The organism is Mycobacterium sp. URHD0025, from assembly GCF_000426065.1.
GTDB lineage: Bacteria > Actinomycetota > Actinomycetes > Mycobacteriales > Mycobacteriaceae > Mycobacterium.
In genome coordinates, this window is record NZ_AUEQ01000022.1 from 13,836 (window position 1) to 29,207 (window position 15,372).

The 15,372-nt window shown below is 68.2% G+C and carries 21 protein-coding genes and 1 riboswitch; of the genes, 11 read left to right on the forward strand and 10 right to left on the reverse strand.

The window, feature by feature from the left end; all coding sequences use genetic code 11:
* The first annotated feature begins 75 nt into the window (after positions 1-75).
* The 3 genes from serC to H977_RS34070 all read left to right on the forward strand — a co-directional run bounded on the left by serC (position 76) and on the right by H977_RS34070 (position 3,161).
* Positions 76-1,182, forward strand: a complete 1,107-nt coding sequence (gene serC / locus H977_RS0127535; protein WP_029110879.1) for a phosphoserine transaminase — start codon at positions 76-78, stop codon at positions 1,180-1,182.
* A 103-nt stretch (positions 1,183-1,285) separates the two neighbouring features.
* Positions 1,286-2,095, forward strand: a complete 810-nt coding sequence (gene sepH, locus H977_RS0127540) for a septation protein SepH (RefSeq protein ID WP_029110880.1) — start codon at positions 1,286-1,288, stop codon at positions 2,093-2,095.
* Positions 2,096-2,249: 154 nt separating this feature from the next.
* Positions 2,250-3,161: an SAM-dependent methyltransferase gene (locus H977_RS34070; protein WP_036477477.1), complete on the forward strand. Its 912-nt coding sequence runs from the start codon at positions 2,250-2,252 to the stop codon at positions 3,159-3,161.
* A gap of 12 nt (positions 3,162-3,173) precedes the next feature.
* Here H977_RS34070 and H977_RS0127550 read toward each other — a convergent pair whose 3' ends face one another.
* The 3 genes from H977_RS0127550 to H977_RS0127560 are packed head-to-tail and all read right to left on the reverse strand — an operon-like array spanning position 3,174 to position 4,719.
* Complete coding sequence (locus tag H977_RS0127550; RefSeq protein WP_029110881.1) at positions 3,174-3,449, reverse strand: DUF2537 domain-containing protein; 276 nt, start codon at positions 3,447-3,449, stop codon at positions 3,174-3,176.
* Between the two features lie 20 nt (positions 3,450-3,469).
* A complete protein-coding gene (locus H977_RS0127555; RefSeq protein ID WP_029110882.1) occupies positions 3,470-4,291 on the reverse strand; it encodes a TrmH family RNA methyltransferase in 822 nt (273 codons plus the stop codon).
* The gene (locus H977_RS0127560; protein WP_029110883.1) at positions 4,288-4,719 is read right to left on the reverse strand and encodes an Rv0880 family HTH-type transcriptional regulator; all 432 of its coding nucleotides are present in this window, start codon (positions 4,717-4,719) and stop codon (positions 4,288-4,290) included. Before H977_RS0127560 ends, H977_RS0127555 begins: the two co-directional genes overlap by 4 nt.
* A gap of 85 nt (positions 4,720-4,804) precedes the next feature.
* Here H977_RS0127560 and H977_RS0127565 point away from each other — a divergent pair, with 85 nt between their 5' ends.
* Both H977_RS0127565 and H977_RS0127570 read left to right on the forward strand, forming a co-directional pair.
* The gene (locus H977_RS0127565; protein WP_029110884.1) at positions 4,805-5,068 is read left to right on the forward strand and encodes a DUF2530 domain-containing protein; all 264 of its coding nucleotides are present in this window, start codon (positions 4,805-4,807) and stop codon (positions 5,066-5,068) included.
* A gap of 9 nt (positions 5,069-5,077) precedes the next feature.
* Positions 5,078-5,530, forward strand: a complete 453-nt coding sequence (locus H977_RS0127570; RefSeq protein ID WP_029110885.1) for an SRPBCC family protein — start codon at positions 5,078-5,080, stop codon at positions 5,528-5,530.
* A 29-nt stretch (positions 5,531-5,559) separates the two neighbouring features.
* Here H977_RS0127570 and H977_RS0127575 read toward each other — a convergent pair whose 3' ends face one another.
* Positions 5,560-6,354 carry a DUF3027 domain-containing protein gene (locus tag H977_RS0127575; protein WP_029110886.1) on the reverse strand — a complete coding sequence of 265 codons (795 nt, stop codon included), beginning with the start codon at positions 6,352-6,354 and terminating at the stop codon, positions 5,560-5,562.
* Between the two features lie 141 nt (positions 6,355-6,495).
* Here H977_RS0127575 and H977_RS0127580 point away from each other — a divergent pair, with 141 nt between their 5' ends.
* Both H977_RS0127580 and H977_RS0127585 read left to right on the forward strand, forming a co-directional pair.
* The gene (locus H977_RS0127580) at positions 6,496-8,109 is read left to right on the forward strand and encodes an MFS transporter (protein ID WP_231396073.1); all 1,614 of its coding nucleotides are present in this window, start codon (positions 6,496-6,498) and stop codon (positions 8,107-8,109) included.
* Complete coding sequence (locus H977_RS0127585) at positions 8,106-8,594, forward strand: DUF2771 domain-containing protein (RefSeq protein WP_029110888.1); 489 nt, start codon at positions 8,106-8,108, stop codon at positions 8,592-8,594. The genes H977_RS0127580 and H977_RS0127585 overlap by 4 nt, the downstream gene beginning before the upstream one ends.
* Positions 8,595-8,608: 14 nt before the next feature.
* Here H977_RS0127585 and H977_RS0127590 read toward each other — a convergent pair whose 3' ends face one another.
* Positions 8,609-9,625, reverse strand: coding sequence for a glutathione S-transferase family protein (locus H977_RS0127590; protein ID WP_029110889.1), 1,017 nt, complete (start codon positions 9,623-9,625; stop codon positions 8,609-8,611).
* Between the two features lie 85 nt (positions 9,626-9,710).
* Entirely contained in the window at positions 9,711-10,121 is a 411-nt protein-coding gene (locus H977_RS0127595) for a cold-shock protein (RefSeq protein ID WP_003884584.1), read from the reverse strand.
* 162 nt (positions 10,122-10,283) lie between these two features.
* On the opposite strand from H977_RS0127595, the gene H977_RS0127600 reads away from it, so the two are divergent.
* The 4 genes from H977_RS0127600 to H977_RS0127615 all read left to right on the forward strand — a co-directional run bounded on the left by H977_RS0127600 (position 10,284) and on the right by H977_RS0127615 (position 13,768).
* The gene (locus tag H977_RS0127600) at positions 10,284-10,676 is read left to right on the forward strand and encodes a YccF domain-containing protein (RefSeq protein ID WP_029110890.1); all 393 of its coding nucleotides are present in this window, start codon (positions 10,284-10,286) and stop codon (positions 10,674-10,676) included.
* The gene (gene moaA / locus H977_RS0127605; RefSeq protein ID WP_029110891.1) at positions 10,673-11,761 is read left to right on the forward strand and encodes a GTP 3',8-cyclase MoaA; all 1,089 of its coding nucleotides are present in this window, start codon (positions 10,673-10,675) and stop codon (positions 11,759-11,761) included. The genes H977_RS0127600 and moaA overlap by 4 nt, the downstream gene beginning before the upstream one ends.
* Positions 11,762-12,025, forward strand: coding sequence for a MoaD/ThiS family protein (locus H977_RS0127610; protein ID WP_029110892.1), 264 nt, complete (start codon positions 11,762-11,764; stop codon positions 12,023-12,025).
* 248 nt (positions 12,026-12,273) lie between these two features.
* Positions 12,274-12,458: riboswitch (cyclic di-AMP (ydaO/yuaA leader) on the forward strand.
* 8 nt (positions 12,459-12,466) lie between these two features.
* Positions 12,467-13,768: a transglycosylase family protein gene (locus tag H977_RS0127615; RefSeq protein ID WP_029110893.1), complete on the forward strand. Its 1,302-nt coding sequence runs from the start codon at positions 12,467-12,469 to the stop codon at positions 13,766-13,768.
* A gap of 6 nt (positions 13,769-13,774) precedes the next feature.
* Here the strand turns inward: H977_RS0127615 and H977_RS0127620 are convergent, their stop codons facing one another.
* The 4 genes from H977_RS0127620 to H977_RS0127635 are packed head-to-tail and all read right to left on the reverse strand — an operon-like array spanning position 13,775 to position 15,358.
* Positions 13,775-14,203, reverse strand: coding sequence for a molybdenum cofactor biosynthesis protein MoaE (locus H977_RS0127620; protein ID WP_029110894.1), 429 nt, complete (start codon positions 14,201-14,203; stop codon positions 13,775-13,777).
* Entirely contained in the window at positions 14,200-14,676 is a 477-nt protein-coding gene (locus H977_RS0127625) for a MogA/MoaB family molybdenum cofactor biosynthesis protein (RefSeq protein WP_029110895.1), read from the reverse strand. Before H977_RS0127625 ends, H977_RS0127620 begins: the two co-directional genes overlap by 4 nt.
* Complete coding sequence (moaC, locus tag H977_RS0127630; protein WP_029110896.1) at positions 14,673-15,158, reverse strand: cyclic pyranopterin monophosphate synthase MoaC; 486 nt, start codon at positions 15,156-15,158, stop codon at positions 14,673-14,675. The genes H977_RS0127625 and moaC overlap by 4 nt, the downstream gene beginning before the upstream one ends.
* A 2-nt stretch (positions 15,159-15,160) precedes the next feature.
* On the reverse strand, positions 15,161-15,358 hold the full coding sequence (locus H977_RS0127635; RefSeq protein WP_019345946.1) for a hypothetical protein: 198 nt from the start codon (positions 15,356-15,358) through the stop codon (positions 15,161-15,163).
* Positions 15,359-15,372: the final 14 nt, after the last annotated feature.

The following is a 15,372-nucleotide window of genomic DNA, read 5'->3' on the forward strand; positions in this document are numbered from 1 at the left end:
GGCGCCACATTCGGGCCGGTCCGCGTGGGCAGGGCCCACGCTCGGCCCGTCCGCAGCCGCCTTTAGGCTGGTCCCATGGCTGAACTGATCATCCCCGCCGACCTCAAGCCCCGCGACGGGCGTTTCGGATGTGGCCCCTCGAAGGTCCGTCCCGAACAACTCACCGCGCTGGCCGCTGCCGGGGATCTGTTCGGCACGTCTCATCGGCAGGCGCCGATCAAGAATCTGGTGGGCCGCGTCCGCGACGGGCTGCGGCAGCTGTTCTCGGTGCCCGACGGCTACGAGGTCATCCTCGGCAACGGCGGTTCGACCGCATTCTGGGACGCCGCGGCCTTCGGCCTGATCGACGAGCGCTCGCTGCACCTGACCTACGGCGAGTTCAGCTCCAAGTTCGCCTCCTGCGTGGCCAAGAACCCGTTCATCGGCGACCCGATCATCGTCAAGACCGACCCGGGCACCGCGCCGCAGCCTCAGTCCGACCCCTCGGTGGACGCCGTCGCCTGGGCGCACAACGAGACCTCGACCGGCGTCTCGGTGCCGGTACAGCGTCCCGCCGGTGACGCGCTGGTTCTGATCGACGCCACCTCGGCCGCCGGTGGCCTGCCCGTCGACATCGCCGACACCGACGCGTATTACTTTGCGCCGCAGAAGAACTTCGCCGGCGACGGCGGCCTGTGGCTGGCCATCGTCAGCCCGGCGGCACTGGCCCGCATCGAGGCGATCGCCGCGTCCGGCCGCTGGGTTCCCGACTTCCTGTCGCTGCCCATCGCCGTGGAGAACAGCCTCAAGAACCAGACCTACAACACCCCCGCCATCGCCACGCTGATCCTGCTGGCCGAGCAGATCGACTGGCTCAACGGCAACGGCGGCCTCGACTGGGCGGTGAAGCGCACTGCGGATTCTTCGCAGCGGCTGTACTCATGGGCCGAGGCGTCCAGCTTCGCCACCCCGTTCGTCACCGATCCGGCACTGCGTTCCCAGGTGGTCGGCACCATCGACTTCAGCGATTCGGTGGACGCCGCCGCGGTCGCCAAGACGCTGCGAGCCAACGGGATCGTGGACACCGAGCCGTACCGCAAGCTGGGACGTAACCAGTTGCGGATCGGCATGTTCCCGGCCGTGGAGCCCGATGACGTGAGCGCCCTGACCAGCTGCGTCGACTGGGTCGTCGAACAACTCTGAGGGAAACTCTGAGCAAACCCTCGATCTCGCCCGTACCCGCCAGCGTGTCAGCCCGGTAACGGGCCCATAACGCAGTAGCCTTCGCAAAGGAGGTCAGGTCGGTATGCGAGAACTCAGAGTCGTTGGATTGAACGTTGACGGCAGACGCATCATCTGTGAATCCGACGACTCCGAGAAAGACATGTTCAGCTTGCGTGTCGATGACCGGCTCCGCGCTGCGATGCGCGGCGACAAGGTCGCCTCGAATCAGACCGACATCGATATAGAGGTGCAGAACGTGCTGCGACCCAAGGAGATTCAGGCGAAGATTCGCGCCGGCGCGTCGGTCGAGCAGTTGGCCGCGTCCGCCGGGGTGCCGGTCGAGCGGGTCGAACGGTTCGCGCATCCGGTGTTGCTGGAACGCGCCCGCGCCGCCGAGTTGGCCACCGCGGCGCATCCGGTCATGGCCGACGGACCCGCCGTGCTGACGCTGCTGGAAATCGTCACGACAGCCCTGGTGGGGCGCGGGCTCGATCCCGACTCGATCGCCTGGGACGCCTGGCGCAACGAGGACAGCCGCTGGACCGTGCAGCTGGCCTGGAAGGCCGGCCGGTCGGACAACGTCGCACATTTCCGGTACACCCCCGGAGCCCATGGCGGCACCGTCTCCGCATCGGACGATGCGGCCCGCCAGCTGATCAACCCCGATTTCGGCCGACCGCTGCGCCCGGTCGCCGCGGTGCCGCACCTTTTCGACAACCACGAGACCCATGAGGTTCAGGAGACACCGGCCGCGGCGCCCGAGCAGATCAACCGGCCGGCCGAACCCGCGCCCGCTCCCCCGGCAGCCAAGCGCGGCCGCAAAGCGCGTCCCGCGGTTCCGGCCTGGGAGGACGTGTTGCTGGGCGTGCGCTCGTCGGGAACCCAACCCTGATCGCTTGATCGCTTGACGCCGAGGATCTCAGTCAACCTGCGATCCTCGGCTTGGTGCATTTCTCAGCCCCCGTGTGGCGCAAACGACACACGCGGCTGCCCGCAGATTAGTTATAGTGTCTAATAACTAGACTTGCTATACATCTGGAGGAGCCATGCCGCGCACCGAGAACGACACCTGGGATCTGGCCACGGGCGTCGGCGCCACCGCCACCGGCGTGGCCGCGTCGCGCGCACTGGCATCCAGCTCCCCCGACCCACTGATCTCCGACCCGTACGCGCGGCCCCTCGTCGACGCCGTCGGCGTGGACTATTACGTCCGCCTTGCCGAGGGCGACCTGGTTGCCGCCGACACAGCAGACCCGCTCGATCCGCATCTGATCGCCGACGGCATGGCCATCCGCACCCGCTACTTCGACGACTTCCTCCTGGCCGCCGCCAAGGCGGGCATCCGCCAGGCCGTCATCCTCGCCTCGGGCCTGGACGCCCGCGCCTACCGGCTGCCCTGGCCGGCCGGGACGACGGTGTTCGAATTGGACCAACCCGCCGTCATCGAGTTCAAGGGCCGCGCACTCGCCGATCTGGGCGTTGCGCCGACGGCGGAGCTGCATGCCATCGGCATCGACCTGCGCCACGACTGGCCCGCGGCCCTGCGCGCCCGAGGTTTCGACCCGCAGGTTCCCACCGCCTGGATCGCCGAAGGACTGCTCGGCTACCTCCCGCCCGACGCCCAGGACCGGCTGTTCGACAACATCACCGCACTGAGCGCACCGGGCAGCCGCGTTGCCACCGACTGGATCGACGAGCAGTCGGAACAGGCCGAAAGCCGGATCCGGACGCTCACCGACCACCAACGAGAGCAGGGCGTGGCGCTCGACGACCTGTCGGACCTCATCTTCCCGGGCGAGCGCAACGCCGTCGCGGATTACCTGACCGAAACCGGCTGGCAACCTGAAACCACCACGGCCGAAAGGATGTTCGCGGTCCACGGCAGAAAGTTCCACCGCGACGAGGCCGTCGCCGGGCTGCTCGACGCCAACTACACCGCGGCAGAACTGGTGGCCTGAGCGGCGAATCGGTCAGCCCTGGGACAACCCGATCGCCAGGAGCACCAGCCAGCCGCACGCCACACCGACGCCCGAACCCAGTACGAACCAGCGCCACACCGGCCGGTGCCTCCACCCCCACACCGTGGGCGCCAACCCGCCGACGGCCACCATGTTCAGTCCGATCGCCAGCAACGGGTGCACCCGCAGCAGCCCGACCCCGAGCACCACGATGGCCGCACCCAGCACCGCGGCCACGAAGCCGGCCACGGTCAAGCCGGTGCCCCACGGCGTGGAATCGTCGGTCACGGAGTCAATCTAACGCGATCTCAGCTCCCGAGCCGTGCGCGCTCGTAGAACGCGAGCGCAGCCGCCGTGGCGACGTTGAGCGAATCGGTGCCGCGTGACATCGGAATACGTACCCGGACGTCGCTGGCCCGCATCGTGTGTTCGGTCAACCCCGGCCCCTCGGCGCCGACCAGAAACGCCACCCGTTCTCCTTCGAGCCGCGACATCGCCTCGGACAGCGTCGCGGCGGCGGGATCGGGCGTCATGGCCATGAGGCGAAATCCTTTGTCGCGCAAAAGCTGCAGATCACCTGGCCAAGACAGGGCCCGGGCGAAAGGAACCAGTAGGGCATGCCCCATCGAGACCCTGACCGCCCGCCGATACAGCGGATCGGCACATCCCGCCCCGAACACCACCGCATCGACCGCAAGCCCGGCGGCATTCCGGAAGATCGACCCGAGATTCTCGTGGTCGTTGACACCCTCGAGCACCGCCACGGTGCGCGCCCCGGAGATCACCTCGCTCACGGACAACTCCGGCGCCCGCGAAGCCGACGCCAGCACCCCGCGGTTGAGGTGGAATCCGACCGCGGCGGCCATCACGTCCGCATTGGTCCGGTAGAACGGCACGTCCACGCCGTCGAGATCGGCGGCCAGTTCCGTCAGACGCCGGTCGGTGCCCAGCAGTGCGCGCGGGACGAACCGGGAAGCGAGCATGCGCTGAGCCACCAGCACACCCTCGGCAATCACCAGACCCTTGCCACTGGGCAGGTCCGGCCGACGGTCCACACTGTTGAGATCGCGGAAATCGTCCAACCGCGGGTCAGCCGGATCCTCGATATCGATGACCTGCAGCTGACTCACGCGCCTTCGAAGACCATCGCCGACATCAGGTCGGTCGCAGTCAGCAGAGTCTGGCGTTCGTCAGGGCCCAGCCGCGACAGCTGCACCATGAGCCATTCCTGGCTGGCCTTGCGCTCGGCCTCGACAAGGCTCACCCCGGCAGGCGATGCCGACACCACGATCTGACGTCCGTCCACCGGATGGGCGGCGCGGGCCACCAGACCCTGCTCGGCCAGAGAAGCGATGACCCGGGTCATGGACGGAGGGCGCACCCGCTCACGCAACGCCAAGGCGCCCGGCGTCATCGCGCCTTCCTTGGTCAAGGTGGCGAGCGCCGAGAACTGGGTCAGCGAAACCGGGGATTCCGCACGCCGCGTACGTAATTGACGGGCGAGACGGACCACTGCCAGAGCGAGATCATTCGCGAGCCGCGCCTCCGGATCTTTCACATCGGAAATAGTACTGAGGCCGAGGGAGTAAAGGGCTAAAACCAAGACCAATGAATCCCCACCCCATCGGATACCTTGGTCAGCGATGACCGAGGACACCAACCACGCGCCTGAGCCCCAGCCGCCGTCCCTGCCCGCCGCGCTACTGGAACCGTGGCCGGTGATCGTGGTGATCGCCACGGGCTGGCTGATCGCCACCATCGTCGCCTTCACCGTCGGTGGTCTGCAACACTGGCGGCCGTTCACTCTGGCCGGCCTGGCGATCGGCGTTCTCGGCACAACCATCTTTCTGATCCAGCGCCGTGCCGTGCGCCGCGGATCCCGTGGCGCGCAAAGCGGATTGACCTGAGGAGACACCATGGCCGCACCACTTCTGCAAGCCAGCGTCGACATCGACGCGCCGGTCGACAAAGTGTGGGGACTCATCTCGGACCTGACCCGGATGCCGCAGTGGAGCCCGCAGTGCCGGCTGATGAAGCCCCTCGGCCCGGTGCGTCCCGGAACCCGTACGTTCAATCTCAACCGCCGCAAGTTCATCTTCTGGCCCACCACGTCACGCATCACCGAGGTCGTCGACAACACGCGGCTCGCGTTCCTGGTGGAGGGCAACAACACCATCTGGAGCTATGAACTGGAACCGACCGCGTCGGGCACCCGGGTGACCGAATCGCGTCACGCCGAAAACGGCACCACCGCGGTGTCCAACGCTCTGGTCGGCGCGTTGTTCGGCGGAGTGCCGAGCTTCGAGGACGAACTGGTCGACGGGATGAACGCCTCGCTGGCACGGATCAAGGCCGCCGCCGAGAACTGAGCGGGCCTCAGTCGGCGGGGCAATTCGCCTCACTCGGCGGTATCAAGCACGCCGTCGTCGTACGGCTCGAACATCGGCGACCCGGTGCCCTGCGGTTGCGGGGTGTCCGAATGCGCACCACAGCCGTACTCGGCCTCCACCACATGCCCGTCGGCGGACAGGTCGTTGGCGCACACACCGAACATGACGCCGAGTGCGCCGCCGAGCGGTAGATAGAACCCACAGTCGCGGCAGGCCCGACGGGTCGAGCGGGCCATCGCCGAACCGGGCCCGTAATCGCCGTCGTGCCAACGCTGCGCGGCCTGGGCCCGGCCCCACTCGCTGAGCACCTGGCGCCGGCCCAAGCCGAGCTCGAGAGGGGCATCGTCGATCAACGGATCGCCGGTGGCCACGTAACCCGGAACCAGCCGCGGATCATTCGCCGGCGGAGCCAACAGGTCACCTGGGCCGAGATCACCGGGACGGACCCGCTCGTTCCACGGCACCCACTGCGGCGCCAGCAGCGCTGTCGGGCCGGGAATGAGGACCAGCTCGCTGATGGTCACGTGATCGGCACCGGGATAGGCCGCCACCACGACGGCCCACTGCCAACCGCGGTAACCAGGCAGATCGGCGAGGAATCGGTGCGTGGCCGAGGCGGCGTCCTCGATGCTGGCGCCCAGGTATTCACCCACGGCGCCCTCGTCGCTGAACTCGATCAACGCCGTACGAGCCTGCTCGGCGGCACCCAGAAGCAAGGCCTCCTGCTCGCGCGTCGGCGCCGCCGGGGGAGCTGCCCGGCCGGATTCACAAGACTGCTCAGCTGGTTCGGTCACGCTTTCCATCGCCTCCATAGTGCCTGATCGGGGCAACCGCGGGCCACACCGGTCGGCTGTCGGCCGTCTGCGCGCCGGATAAGAGAGAATCAGGGGGTGACCTACTACCCGCCGCGGCCGCCGGCCGACCACGGCGCGGAACATCCCGGAATGGCCAACTACCCCAGCGAGGAGACACCGCGTCGGCCACGCAGGCAATCGGTGCCCAGCTCCAACCGCTGGCTCCCGCCGCTCGACGAGCAGCACACCGCCGCGTATTCGGCGCCGGAGGACGCACCACGGTCCCACGGGGTCGGATCAGCGGCCGGTGAGCGCGTCACCGTCACCCGGGCAGCCGCGGCCCGCAGCCGCGAAATGGGTTCGCGGATGTACGGTTTCGTGCATCGCGCCGCCACCGCGGACGGCGCCGACAAATCCGGCCTGACCGCGCTGACCTGGCCGGTGGTCGCCAACTTCGCCGTCGACGCGGCCATGGCCGTCGCGCTGGCCAACACGCTGTTCTTCGCCGCGGCCAGCGGTGAGTCCAAGAGCAAGGTCGCGCTCTACCTGCTGATCACCATCGCCCCGTTCGCGGTGATCGCCCCGCTCATCGGGCCCGCCCTTGACCGCCTGCAGCACGGCCGCCGGATCGCGCTGGCCGCTTCGTTCGTCCTGCGCACCGTGCTGATCGTGGTGCTGATCGCCAACTACGACGGCGCCACCGGAAGCTATCCGTCCTGGGTGCTCTACCCCTGTGCGCTCGGCATGATGGTGCTGTCCAAATCCTTCTCCGTGCTGCGCAGCGCGGTCACGCCGCGCGTGCTGCCGCCGTCGATCGACCTGGTCCGGGTGAATTCCCGGTTGACCACCTTCGGCCTGCTGGGCGGCACCGTCGTCGGCGGCGGCATCGCCGCGGGTGCCGAGTACCTGTTCAACGTGGCGCAACTGCCCGGGGCGCTGTACGTGGTGGTCGCGGTCAGCGTGGCCGGCGCCGTGCTGTCCATGCGGATCCCCAAATGGGTCGAGGTCACCGAGGGCGAGGTGCCCACCACGCTGAGCTACCACGGTCAGTCGGCCGGTGCGGCGGGCGAGATGCGCCGTCATCCCGGCAAGCCCAAGGCCGAACGTCAGCCGATGGGCCGCAACACGATCACCGCGTTGTGGGGCAACTGCACCATCAAGGTGATGGTCGGATTCCTGTTCCTCTACCCGGCATTCGTCGCCAAGTCCCACGATGCCAGCGGCTGGGAACAGCTGTTGATCCTCGGACTGATCGGCGCCGCGGCCGGCGTGGGCAACTTCGGCGGCAACATCGCCGCCGCCCGGCTCAAGCTCGGCCACCCTGCCCAGCTGGTGGTGCGGGCCGCCGCCGCGGTCACCGTCGTCGCCCTCGCCACCGCGCTGACCGGAAATCTGTTGGTGGCCGCCGGTGCCACCCTCGTCACCTCGGCCGCCAGCGCCGTCGCCAAGGCCTCACTGGACGCGTCGCTGCAAGACGACCTTCCCGAGGCGTCGCGGGCGTCCGCATTCGGCCGCTCGGAATCGGTGCTGCAGCTGGCGTGGGTGGCAGGCGGCGCCACCGGCGTGCTGATCTATACAGACCTCACAGTCGGGTTCACTACGATCACGGCCGTGCTGATACTGGGTCTGGCGCAGACCATCGTGAGTTACCGCGGCGAATCACTCATTCCCGGCCTTGGCGGCAACCGCCCCGTCCACGCCGCACCGGAAGGCGGCGGGTGGCCCGCGGGCGCCCCGTCGACAGCACAGTGGGAGTCCCGATGAAGCGTGCCCTCGCGGTCCTTGCGGCCGTTGTCGTGCTGGCGATCGCCGGCACCGCGGTCGGGGTCTGGCGGCTGCACAGTGCCCACGGCGACCGGCTGCCGGAGATCAGTGCGTACTCGCACGGGCACTCGGTGCGCGTCGGCCCGTTCCAGTACTGCGAGGTGCTGAACCTCGACGACTGCAAGGAGCCGAGGGACGCAGGCGAGTTGCCGGTCACCAAGGACAATCCGGTGCAGCTCTCCGTGCCCAGCTCGGTCGCCCGGGCGCCGTGGCGGCTGCTGCGGGTGTACGAGAACCCGATCGACACGACGGTCACGTACTTCGCACCCAAGACCACGCTGGCCGTCACCATCCCCACCACCGACCCGCAGCGTGGGCGGCTCACCGGCCTGGCGGTCCAGCTGCTCACCCTGGTCCAGGATCAGAACGGCCAGGAGTTCGCGCTGCCCCACGCCGAATGGTCGATCAGCACCGCCTGGCCCTGATCCCTTCGGCGGCGCTACCCCGCTGAGTGTCCGGCCGGCACCCGCTCCCCCTCAGGTGTCGGACCGGGCGGGGTGCCATCACCGAAAGGCCTGCCGCCCAACGATTCCCGGCCATGCGGCGTGAGCCAGTTGGCCAGGTCCGGACCCTTGGGCACGATCTGCGTCGGATTGACGTCTTTGTGAACGATGTAGTAGTGCTGCTTGATCTGGACGAAGTCGATGGTGTCACCGAAGCCCGGTGTCTGGAACAGATCCCGGGCGTATGCCCAGAGCACCGGTAGTTCGCTGAGCTTGGACCGGTTGCACTTGAAGTGGCCGTGATAGACCGGATCGAACCGGGCCAGGGTGGTGAACAATCTGACGTCGGCCTCGGTGATGGTGTCGCCGACCAGATATCGCTGGGTGCTCAGCCGGTCGGTGAGCCAGTCCAGGGCGGTGAACAGGCGGTCGTAGGCCTTGTCATACGCCTCTTGCGAGCCCGCGAAGCCGCACCGGTACACCCCATTGTTGACCTCGGTGTAGATGCGCTTGGCCACCTCGTCGATCTCCGCGCGCAAGGGTTCGGGATACAGCTGCGGGGCGCCCTCGCGGTGGTACTCCGTCCACTCGGTGGAGAAGTCCAGCGTCATCTGGGCGAAGTCGTTGGTGACCACCGCACCCGTGGCGACCTCGACGATCGCGGGCACCGTGATGCCCTTCGGGTAGCCGGGGTCACGCTTGAAATACGCGTCCTGCAATCGCGGGATCTTGAGCACAGGGTCGAGCCCATCCGGATCAAGGTCGAACGTCCAGCTGCGCGCGTCATGCGTCGGACCGCAAAAGCCAATGGACAGAGCATCTTCCAGGCCCAACAGCCTGCGCACGATGATCGTGCGGTTGGCCCACGGGCAGGCCCGCGCCACGATCAGCCGATAGCGGCCCGCCTCGACGGGATAACCATCGGAACCGTCGCGCGTGATGCGCGTGGTGATGTAGTTGGTGTCGCGGTTGAACTCACCGCTGCCGCTCGCGACGTAGGAGCCCTGGGTCATGACACCAGCATGCCCGCCGAGAGTTGGCTTGTGTTCGAGAAATCAGCGGAACCTCGAACACAAACCGACGTTCGGCGTGTGGGTCCTAGGCGTCGAGTTCCTGCGCGACGGCCTTGACCACCTCGGACACCCGGCGCGCGACCTTGCGGTCGGGGTAGCGCCCCTTGCGCAGCTCGGGCTGCACGATGTCCTCGAGCAGGGTGATCATGTCCGAAACCATGCCGTGCAACTCATCGGGAGTGTGCTTGTGCTCGGGACGCTCAGCCTCCCGCCGGGCACGGCTCAGGCTCGGCGGCGGGTCGATGAGCTTGAGGCTCAACGCCTGCGGGCCACGACGACCGGCGGCCACACCGAACTCGACACGTTGACCGGCCTTGAGGCCTTCGACACCCGCGGGCAACGCCGAGGACCGCACATAGACGTCCTCACCGTCCTCTTGGGACACAAAGCCGAAGCCCTTTTCGGCGTCGTACCACTTCACCTTGCCGGTCGGCACTGCTACTCACCCGCTCGTCTTGTCAGAACCTGTACACACATAAAGTTCGCGCCCCGTCAGCGCCGGGACGCGATGCAGAGATCTTACTCGGCCCTGGCCCGGTGCTTCACCCCTATTACTCGGTAGGCTTGCAACCACCTCTGGAAGAGAGATGCGCCGTTAATGCGAGTGATACTCAACGTCATCTGGTTGATCTTCGGCGGCCTGTGGCTGGCGTTGGGATACCTGCTGGCCGCGCTGATCTGTTTCGTCCTGATCGTCACCATCCCGTTCGGGTTCGCCTCGTTGCGCATCGCCTCCTACGCGCTGTGGCCGTTCGGCCGCACCATCGTGGACAAGCCGGGAACCAGACCCGGCGCCCTGATCGGCAACATCATCTGGATCGTCTTGTTCGGCTGGTGGCTGGCGTTGGGTCACCTGGTCAGCGCGGCGGCCATGGCCGTCACGATCATCGGAATCCCGCTGGCGCTGGCCGACCTCAAGATGATCCCGGTCTCGCTGGTCCCGCTGGGCAAGGAGATCGTCCCGGTGGACTCGCTGAAGGCCGCGGTATGACACTGACGCCACTCGGGTTGCCCACGGTGCACCGATCCGACGGACCGGACACCGCCGCACCTCTGGCTCCCGCCCCGGAAACCGGTCCGCTGGTGGACACCTACGGCCGGGCCGCCACCGATCTGCGGGTGTCGCTGACCGACAAGTGCAACCTGCGCTGTACCTATTGCATGCCCGCCGAAGGTCTGGACTGGCTACCCGGCGAGGCGCTGCTCAGCGCCGACGAACTGAGCCGGCTGCTGCGCATCGCCGTCACCCGGCTCGGCATCACCAGCGTGCGGTTCACCGGTGGCGAGCCGTTGGTCACCCGCCACCTGGAGGAGGTGGTGGCCGCCGCGGCCGCGCTGCACCCTCGACCGGAGATCACCCTGACCACCAATGGCATCGGGCTGGCCCGGCGCGCCGCGGGCCTCAAACAGGCCGGGCTGAACCGGATCAACGTGTCGCTGGACAGCGTCGACGCAACGCATTTCGCCCGGATCACGCGCCGGGACCGGCTGGCCGATGTGCTCGAAGGCCTGGCCGCGGCCAAAGCGGCCGGACTGGACCCGGTGAAGGTCAACGCGGTGCTCGACCCGGTTTCGGGTCTCGATGATGTCGTGAGCCTGTTGGGCTACTGCCTGGATCACGGATACCAGTTGCGGGTCATCGAGCAGATGCCGCTGGACGCCGGACACACCTGGCAGCGCGGGACGGTCATCGACGCCGACGCCATCCTGGGCGCTCTGCGCCGTCACTTCGACCTGCGACCGGATCCGTCACCGCGGGGCTCCGCACCGGCAGAGCTGTGGCAGGTCGCCGCGAGCGCCGACCATCCGGCAGGCGCCGTCGGGGTGATCGCCTCGGTGTCACACGCCTTCTGTTCGGCCTGTGACCGCACCAGGCTGACCGCCGACGGCCAGATCCGCAGCTGCCTGTTCTCGACCGAGGAGAGCGACCTGCGTGCGCTGCTGCGCGGCGGTGCCGACGACGACGCCATCGAGGCGGCCTGGCGGACGGCGATGTGGGCCAAGCCCGCGGGACACGGCATCAACGACCCCGATTTCGTGCAGCCCGTACGACCGATGAGCGCGATCGGCGGCTAGATGACGGAGCACACCGTGGCCGTGACGGTCCGCTATTTCGCCGCTGCGGCCGCCGCGGCCGGAGTTGATACGGAAACGTTAGATTTCGCGAAGGATGCGACCATCGCGACGCTCGTCGAGCAACTCAGCGGTCGCGACGCGGAGCTCGCGCGAGTGCTAAAGCGCTGCTCATACCTGTCGGACGGGGTGGCTGTCCGCGATATGGGCAAGCGGATATCAACGCCTCAGACCCTTGATGTGTTACCCCCCTTCGCCGGCGGCTAGTCGTGATTTGCATCACATAACGAAATGGTCACGAGCTGGCTACAGCGCGGTGGAGCACGTGGTCGACCTGCGGCAACGCAAAAATAACCTGCACCTTTAAACAACTTTTAGAGTTTGCTCAGGGCCAAAACGCCCGAGGCCGCCAAAGGTGACGGGATAGCGGGCAGCCGTTACCGTTCACTTCCAAGTCAACCGACCCTAATCAGTTGACCCACCCTGACCGATAGCGCCGAGCTCCATCCATCGGGCAAGGGTTCACAACGAACAACGAGGATGGAGGCGGGGGACCCAACCGGTCCACCGATTTATTTCAGGACCAGGAGCCGCTTGCGGCCCCTTGGGGTGAAGCCGTCGCCGTTTCGACGACGCCGGCCGGGTGACCTCTCCTACCCGAACCCGACAGCTGACCTCGTGGGCGCATACGAGAGGACCTTCACGCTTATGAGTGGACGGCATCGCAAGCCTGCTTCCTCGTCTTCAGCAAAGAATGTCGCCAAAATCGCCTTCACCGGCGCTGTCCTTGGTGGTAGCGGCCTCGCATTGGCCGGTCAGGCCATGGCCGCCACCGACGGCGAGTGGGATCAGGTAGCCCGCTGCGAGTCCGGCGGCAACTGGGCGATCAACACCGGCAACGGCTATCACGGCGGCCTGCAGTTCTCGCCCAGCACGTGGTCGTCACACGGCGGCAGCGAGTACGCACCGGCGGCCTACATGGCCACCAAAGAAGAGCAGATCGCGGTCGCCGAGCGCGTGCTCGCCGGCCAGGGCAAGGGCGCCTGGCCCGTCTGTGGCCGCGGCCTCTCGGGCTCCTCCCCGCGCAACGTCGTCGCCGAACCCGCTCCGGCCCCGCTGGATGCGCCCGCGGTCAACGGCGAACTGCCGCCCGCCCCCGAGGCACCGCCGGTCGATGCGCTTGCCGCACCGCTGCCGGCCGACGCCCCGCCCGCACCCGAGAACCTCCCCCCGGCACCCGAGGCCGCCCCGATGGACGCCGCGTTGGCGCCCGCCCCCGAGGCCGCCCCGATCACCGACGCCGCGCTGCAAGTGCCCGCCCCTGAGGCTCCGGCACCGGTGGACGCCCCGGCTCCCGAGGCCGAGGCACCGGCTCCGGCGCCTGAAGCTCCGGTGGACGCACCGGCCCCCGAGGCCGAGGCACCCGCACCGGCTCCCGAGGCTCCGATCGACGCACCGGCTCCCGAAGCTCCGGTCGATGCCCCGGCCCCCGAGGCTCCGGCCGACTGGGACCAGGCTCCGGCCCCCGCCGATCAGCCGCAGACCTGGGCGCTGCACGTGGGCGATCCGATGCCGCTCGACCCGGTGCTGCCCCCGGCCCCGGCGCCGGCCCCCGCCGCTCCTGCGGTCGCCGCACCGGATCCGCTGGCCCCGCTCAACAACGTCGACATCCCGCAGCCGGCCTTCGACGTCGCGAACCAGATCGCCACCAACGGCGTCCCGGCCGTCCCCGCCGAGGGCGTCCCGCACCTGGCCAGCCCACAGAACCTTCCCCCGGGCACCACGGCTGACAACCCGTCGCAGGTGCCGGGCCAGGGCCCGAACGCCACCTACCTGCGGGAGATCTGGCACGCGATCCAGACCCAGGACATCAGCGGTAAGGATGCTCTGCTGGCGCTGACACAGCGTCCGCTGTCCACCCCGGACGCCCCGGGTGGTGAGGCTCCGAACCTCCCGGTCGCCCCGGTGGATCCGGCCGCCCCGGCTCCCGTGCCGGCCCCGCCGGCCTGATCCGGGTCAGGCCGAACCGACCCATTCGTCGGTGCCGTCGGAGAAGTACTGGTGCTTCCACACCGGTAGCCGCTCTTTGACGGTGTCGACGAGACGGGCACAGGTTTCGAACGCCGCCCTGCGATGGTCCGCTGCCACAGCGGCCACCAGGGCGGCGTCTCCTATGTGCAGGGTCCCGATGCGGTGGCTGACCGCGATCGCACGCACCCCGGTCGCCTGCGCGGCCACCTCGGCGGCCACTTCTTGCAACGTCTGAAGAGCATTGGGGTGCGCCGAGTAATCGAGCCGGATGACTGAACGGCCCTCGTCGTGATCACGCACCACACCGGAGAACCCGACGACCGCGCCGGCGGCCTCGTGGGCCACCAGCGCCTCGTACTCGGTCAGTGAGATCGGTGCCTCGGTCAATTCGACACGTATGACGGACGCACTCACGTGTGGTCCTTTCCGCCCAGCTGGTCCAGGGCATGCTCCAGCACACCGGCCAGCACGCCCAGCCCGTCCTTCACCCCGCCCGGCGACCCGGGCAGGTTGATGATCAGGGTGCGCCCGGCGACCCCACACACGCCGCGGGACAGCACCGCAGTGGGCACCTTGTGCGCGCCGGCGCGCCGGATGGCGTCGGCCAGCCCGGGTATCTGATAGTCGAGCACCGACATGGTGGACTCCGGCGTCGCGTCGGTCGGTGAGATGCCGGTACCGCCGGAGGTGATGATCAGATCGACCCGCTCGGCCAGCGCCGCCCGCAGGGCATCGGCGACGGCGTGTCCGTCGGCGACCACCACCTGCTCGGTGACGTCATAACCGCGATCGGAGAGCCAGCCGACGATGACAGGGCCCGTCCGGTCGTCGTACACCCCTGCCGCGGCACGGGTCGAGGCGATGATGACCCGTGCCGAACGGGTCACTGCTGGGTTTCTTCCGACGCTCTTTCCCACAATCCCGTTTTACCGCCTTCTTTGCGCACCACTTTGATGTCGTCGACGCGTGCGGCGGGATCGACGGCCTTGATCATGTCGTACAGGGTGAGTGCGGCCACGCTCACCGCGGTCAGCGCTTCCATCTCCACCCCGGTGCGGTCCGTGCTGCGCACGGTGGCGGTCACCGCCACCGCGGCATCCCGGACGTCGAAGTCCACGTCGACGCCGGTGAGGGCCAACTGATGGCACAGCGGTATCAACTCGGGAGTCCGCTTGGCCGCCAGGATTCCCGCCACCCGCGCGGTGGCCAGGGCATCACCCTTGGGCAGGCCGCCCGAGGCGATGAGGGCCACCACATCCGGGCGCGTGTGCAACGTGCCCACAGCGACCGCGGTGCGCTTGGTGACGTCCTTCGAGGTGACGTCGACCATGTGCGCCGCGCCGGACTCGTCGAGGTGCGACAGTCCCACTGTTACCTGTTGACGACCGTGGCCGACTGGATGAAGGGCAGCTCTTCGGCCGGCAATGGAAAGGTCACATCGCCGAACGGTGACAGTGCGCCGGTGCGGTCGGTGGCGAGCTCGCTGACGGCGTGATCATCGCCGTCGGAGAGCACCGGCCAGCCGTTGTCGACGTAATGGTTCTTCTTGTTGTCAGCCACGCCCCACATTGTGGCAGGCGTCC

Excerpts from the sequence above, each read along its gene's own strand:
- H977_RS0127615 (WP_029110893.1), top strand. The coding sequence starts at position 12,467 with ATGAGTGGACGGCATCGCAAGCCTGCTTCCTCGTCTTCAGCAAAGAAT.
- H977_RS0127575 (WP_029110886.1), bottom strand. The coding sequence starts at position 6,354 with ATGGAAAGCGTGACCGAACCAGCTGAGCAGTCTTGTGAATCCGGCCGG.
- H977_RS0127565 (WP_029110884.1), top strand. The coding sequence starts at position 4,805 with ATGACCGAGGACACCAACCACGCGCCTGAGCCCCAGCCGCCGTCCCTG.
- sepH (WP_029110880.1), top strand. The coding sequence starts at position 1,286 with ATGCGAGAACTCAGAGTCGTTGGATTGAACGTTGACGGCAGACGCATC.
- H977_RS0127585 (WP_029110888.1), top strand. The coding sequence starts at position 8,106 with ATGAAGCGTGCCCTCGCGGTCCTTGCGGCCGTTGTCGTGCTGGCGATC.
- H977_RS0127590 (WP_029110889.1), bottom strand. The coding sequence starts at position 9,625 with ATGACCCAGGGCTCCTACGTCGCGAGCGGCAGCGGTGAGTTCAACCGC.
- H977_RS0127580 (WP_231396073.1), top strand. The coding sequence starts at position 6,496 with ATGGCCAACTACCCCAGCGAGGAGACACCGCGTCGGCCACGCAGGCAA.
- H977_RS34070 (WP_036477477.1), top strand. The coding sequence starts at position 2,250 with ATGCCGCGCACCGAGAACGACACCTGGGATCTGGCCACGGGCGTCGGC.
- H977_RS0127600 (WP_029110890.1), top strand. The coding sequence starts at position 10,284 with ATGCGAGTGATACTCAACGTCATCTGGTTGATCTTCGGCGGCCTGTGG.
- moaA (WP_029110891.1), top strand. The coding sequence starts at position 10,673 with ATGACACTGACGCCACTCGGGTTGCCCACGGTGCACCGATCCGACGGA.
- H977_RS0127635 (WP_019345946.1), bottom strand. The coding sequence starts at position 15,358 with ATGTGGGGCGTGGCTGACAACAAGAAGAACCATTACGTCGACAACGGC.
- H977_RS0127610 (WP_029110892.1), top strand. The coding sequence starts at position 11,762 with ATGACGGAGCACACCGTGGCCGTGACGGTCCGCTATTTCGCCGCTGCG.
- serC (WP_029110879.1), top strand. The coding sequence starts at position 76 with ATGGCTGAACTGATCATCCCCGCCGACCTCAAGCCCCGCGACGGGCGT.
- H977_RS0127570 (WP_029110885.1), top strand. The coding sequence starts at position 5,078 with ATGGCCGCACCACTTCTGCAAGCCAGCGTCGACATCGACGCGCCGGTC.